The organism is Streptomyces thermovulgaris, assembly GCF_002155915.1.
Classification (GTDB): domain Bacteria; phylum Actinomycetota; class Actinomycetes; order Streptomycetales; family Streptomycetaceae; genus Streptomyces; species Streptomyces thermovulgaris.
This window is the reverse complement of the sequence record NZ_MUME01000372.1, coordinates 1-3,757: the sequence shown is the minus strand read 5'-3', so window position 1 is coordinate 3,757 and position 3,757 is coordinate 1. Positions and strand designations below refer to the sequence as shown.

Annotated in this window: 2 protein-coding genes and 1 pseudogene; all 3 read right to left on the bottom strand. The window is 75.1% G+C overall.

Going from position 1 to position 3,757, the window contains the following annotated elements; all coding sequences use genetic code 11:
• A pseudogene (locus CCN35_RS24415) lies at window positions 1-745 on the bottom strand (hypothetical protein); the annotation flags it as partial.
• An 8-nt stretch (window positions 746-753) separates the two neighbouring features.
• On the bottom strand, window positions 754-2,469 hold the full coding sequence (locus tag CCN35_RS24410) for a DUF3492 domain-containing protein (protein ID WP_079129622.1): 1,716 nt from the start codon (window positions 2,467-2,469) through the stop codon (window positions 754-756).
• Between the two features lie 231 nt (window positions 2,470-2,700).
• A partial coding sequence (locus CCN35_RS24405; protein WP_425444319.1) for a DUF3152 domain-containing protein occupies window positions 2,701-3,757 on the bottom strand: 1,057 nt, incomplete at its 5' end.

Here is a 3,757-nt window from a genome sequence, read left to right as displayed (position 1 = left end):
CCCCGGCCGCGGTGCCGTCGGGCAGTGCGTCGGGGCCGCCGGTGAGGGCTGCGTCCAGCAGACCGTCGCCGAGGAGGGCGTAGGCGAGCAGCAGACAGGTCCACCCGCGCGTGCCGGGTGCGTGCGCGCCGGCCGGTGTGCGTCCGCCGGTGCTCAGCGGGCCGTGGCGGAGCATGGCCCGCAGCCCCAGCCCCACGGCGAGGACGCCGAGCGCGGCGACGGCCAGGCGCGTCCGGCCCTCGGTCAGGCGCAGCCCGGCCACGGCGACCGCGCCCAGGACGCCGGGCAGCAGGCCGAGCGCGAGCGGGCCCAGACCCATCGGGGGCACGGCGGCGGCCTCGGGGCGCGCCGGTGTCCCGGTGTCGCGGGAGATCCGGGCGTACATCTCCTCGGCGAGCGAGAAGACGTCGCGGTGGCGGAAGCGGGCGGCGGTGCGGTCGGTGACGCCGTGCGCCTCCAGGCCGGCGGCGATCTCCAGGGGGTCGACGGCCTGCCGGCACAGGTCGCGGTGCCGGTGCATCAGCGTCTTGACCGGGTCGGCGGCGCCGCGCCGGGAGGGTGCGGACGGACCGCGGCCGGGGGCCGAGGGCTCGCCGGAGCTCCCGGCGGGACGGGCGGAGGCGGCCGCGACGCAGGGGCGGCCGTTTTCTCCCTGCTCTCCCTGCTCTCGCCGTCCTCCCTGCTCTCCCTGCTCTCCCCGCTCTCTCTGCTCTCCCTGTTCTTCCAGGTCTTCCAGGTCGCTCACCGGGCCGCTCATCCGGGGACCTCCAGGGTGGTCACGGGGGTCGGGCGGGGTGCCGTCGCGCCGGTTTCCGGGGGATCCGCGGCGCGGCCGGGAAGTCCGGTCCAGCTGCCGGGCAGATGCGCCTCGGCCGGAGTGGCGAACGGGAGGGGGTCGTCGGTCCCGCCGGGAACGGCGTGCCGGTCCGGGGAGCGCGCGACGATCTCGAGGTACATGTCGTGGAACGCCGCGACGTTCTGCTCGACGGTGAACAGTTCGAGCGCGCGGGCGCGGGCGGCGGCCCCCAGGCGCACACGGCGCTCGGGGTCGCGCAGCAGTGCCAGGCATGCCTCGGCGAGCGCCCGCGGATTGCGCGGGGGGACGACGAGTCCGGTGCCGCCGATGACCTCCACGACCGCGCCGACGTTCGTGGAGACCGTCGCACGGCCGCAGAACATCGCCTCGACGAGACCGGCCGGGAAGCCCTCGACGACGCTCGACAGGACGATCACGGCGCCCGAGGCGTACACCTCGGCGCGTGTCGGGGCCTCCGGGGTGCCGATCTCCTCGAAGGACACCGGGTTGTCGCCGACGGTGTGCGGGCCCTCGGCCTCGTCGGGGAAGAGCTGGGCGGCGAGCGCCCGGCAGTGGCCCAGGTAGGCCGCTCCGTCGGAGCCGATCCCGGTGCTCACGATCCGCAGCCGCGCCCTCGGCTCCTGCGTGTGCACCTGGGCGAAGGCGTGCAGCAGGGAGACCAGGTCCTTGGCGGGGTCGATGCGGCCGATCCACACCAGCGTGTCCGGATCGGCGGTCTCCGGCGACTCCCCGACCTCGGTGAAGGCGGTGGCGTCCATGCCCGGGTGGACGGTGCGCAGTTTGGCGCGGTCGGCACCGCAGCGCTCCTGCCAGCGGCGGGTGTGCGCGTTGCCGTGGGTGACGAGGGCGGCCCGCCGGTACGCCTCGGCGGCGACCCCGCCGTGGAACGCGGCGAGCAGGGCGCGTACGGCCGGGGCGGTCCTGCCGGCGTCGGTGGTGAGGTAGTGCGTGCGCAGATGCGCGCCGTACTCGGTGACCAGCAGGGGGACACCGGTGAAGTGACGGGCGAGCAGCCCGGCCAGGGCCGCGGCGCCGCCGGCCGCCGCATGGCAGAGGTCGGCGGCGCCGAGGCCGTCGTCCTCGTACCAGTCGACCGTGAGAGGGGTCAGCGCCCGCCCCAGGTGCCCGGCGGCCGCGAGCAGGTCCGGGACACGGGCCTCGCGCACCGTCCGCGAGGCGCCGGGCGCGCGGCAGGCGCGTTCCAGCGCGCGGACGGCGGTCTCCGAGCGCAGTGCGCCCGCCAGTCCCCCCTCGTCGCGGGCGAGTTCGGCGAGCCCGTACAGCGCACTGCCGAAACGGTCCGCCTCGTCGCCGCTACGGTCGCGGCCGGGCGTCTCGCCGCGGTCACGGGAGCCGCCGCCCATCGTGGCCAGGACCGACGTCAGTTCGCCGTAGCACTCGGCGAAGCGCCGGCGTGCACGCCGTCCGTGGGTGACGCCGTCGTCCCCGGCGGTCCACAGGGGTGCGGTGCGGACCCGGCCGACCTGCGGTGGCAGCGGCACCCGGCCCGCCTGCTCCTGCCGGCGGTCGCGGCTGAACGCGTAGAGGTCGAACTCGTGCTGCCCGAGCCCGCGCACGAGCCGTTCGCACCAGAGTCCGGCGTCACCGCCCACATACGGATAGCCACCCTCCGTCACCAGTCCGATGCGCACGTGTGCACCCCCGTTCCCTCTCGTTCACTCCGTGCGGGAAGCCGCCCGCCGTACGACGGCTCGCAGCGGGACGAACGTATGCGGACATGAGGGCGGTGCGACGGACGGTTGTCCATCGCACCATCAAAAGGGGTGAAGAGGCGTAACTTTCCCGTGCGGGACGCGTTCGACGCCTTGAAAGTGCGGCCCCGGGTGCGGGACACCGCACCCGGGGCCGCGCTCAGCCGACGGTCAACCCCTGGGGTAGGGCCAGGGGTTGGGCAGACAGCGGATTCCGTCGTGCTCCAGGAACTTGGTCTGCTGCTGCATCACGGGCGCCAGGGCGCCGTCCTTGTCGCAGTTGACGTGTCCGTAGCCGAGCCGGTGGCCGACCTCGTGGTTGATCAGCATCTGCCGGTAGGCGTACATCTTGTCGCCGTAGGTCTCCGAACCCTGCGCCCACCGGTAGGCGTTGATCATCACGCGCTCGGTGGCGGCCGAGTCGCACGAGACGTTCTCCTGGGTGGTGTCCAGGCCGGACTTGGCGCACCAGACGGCGGTGGTGCCGGGGCTGGCCAGCGTGATCACGAAGTCGGGCCTGCCGGAGGAGACCCGTTCGAAGGCACGGCCGTCGCGGGCCCAGCTGCGGTCGTCGTTGAGCGTCCTGTGCACGGCCTCGGCGAAGAGTTCGCCGTCGAGGCCGAGGTCCTTCTCCACGTCGACCCGGTAGGTGTACGTGCGTCCCTTGCCGGGCGCCTTGGCGGTGCCGGGGATCGTCTCGAACTCGCCCGGGCCCTTGAGGGTGGGGCTGAGCTCGTACTTCATGTTCATCTTCTGGTCGTACGTCAGCACCGGCGCGCTCGGCGGCGGTTCCGCCGGCTTGCCGTCGGCGGCCGCGACGTCGGCGGCCCCGCGGTCGGGCACGGAGTGCGCCCGCACATCGGCGCCGGAGCGGCCGTCGGCGACCTGTCCGGCGACGACGACGGCGAGCGCGGTGGTGACGGCGGCGGCCGCGATGCCGGTGTACGTCCGCCCCTTGGTGCCCGCGGCGGTGCCCGTGCCGCGCCCGGTCCCGGCGCCCCGCCCGTCCGCCGGGACGGACGGCACCGCGGACGGCGTGCCTTTGCGGGGCCGTGGCGTTAAGGCGTCGTCCTCGTCGAAGGCGTCCACGTACTCCTGCCGGGGTCCTGCGGGAGGCGACTGCCGCTGCCGGGGAAGGGGGGTGCGGGCCTGCGCGAAGGCGTCCCCGCCCCCCGGAGCACCGGCTCGGGCGGTCTCCGGTCCCCGCGCCGCCGTGTCGCCCGTCCCC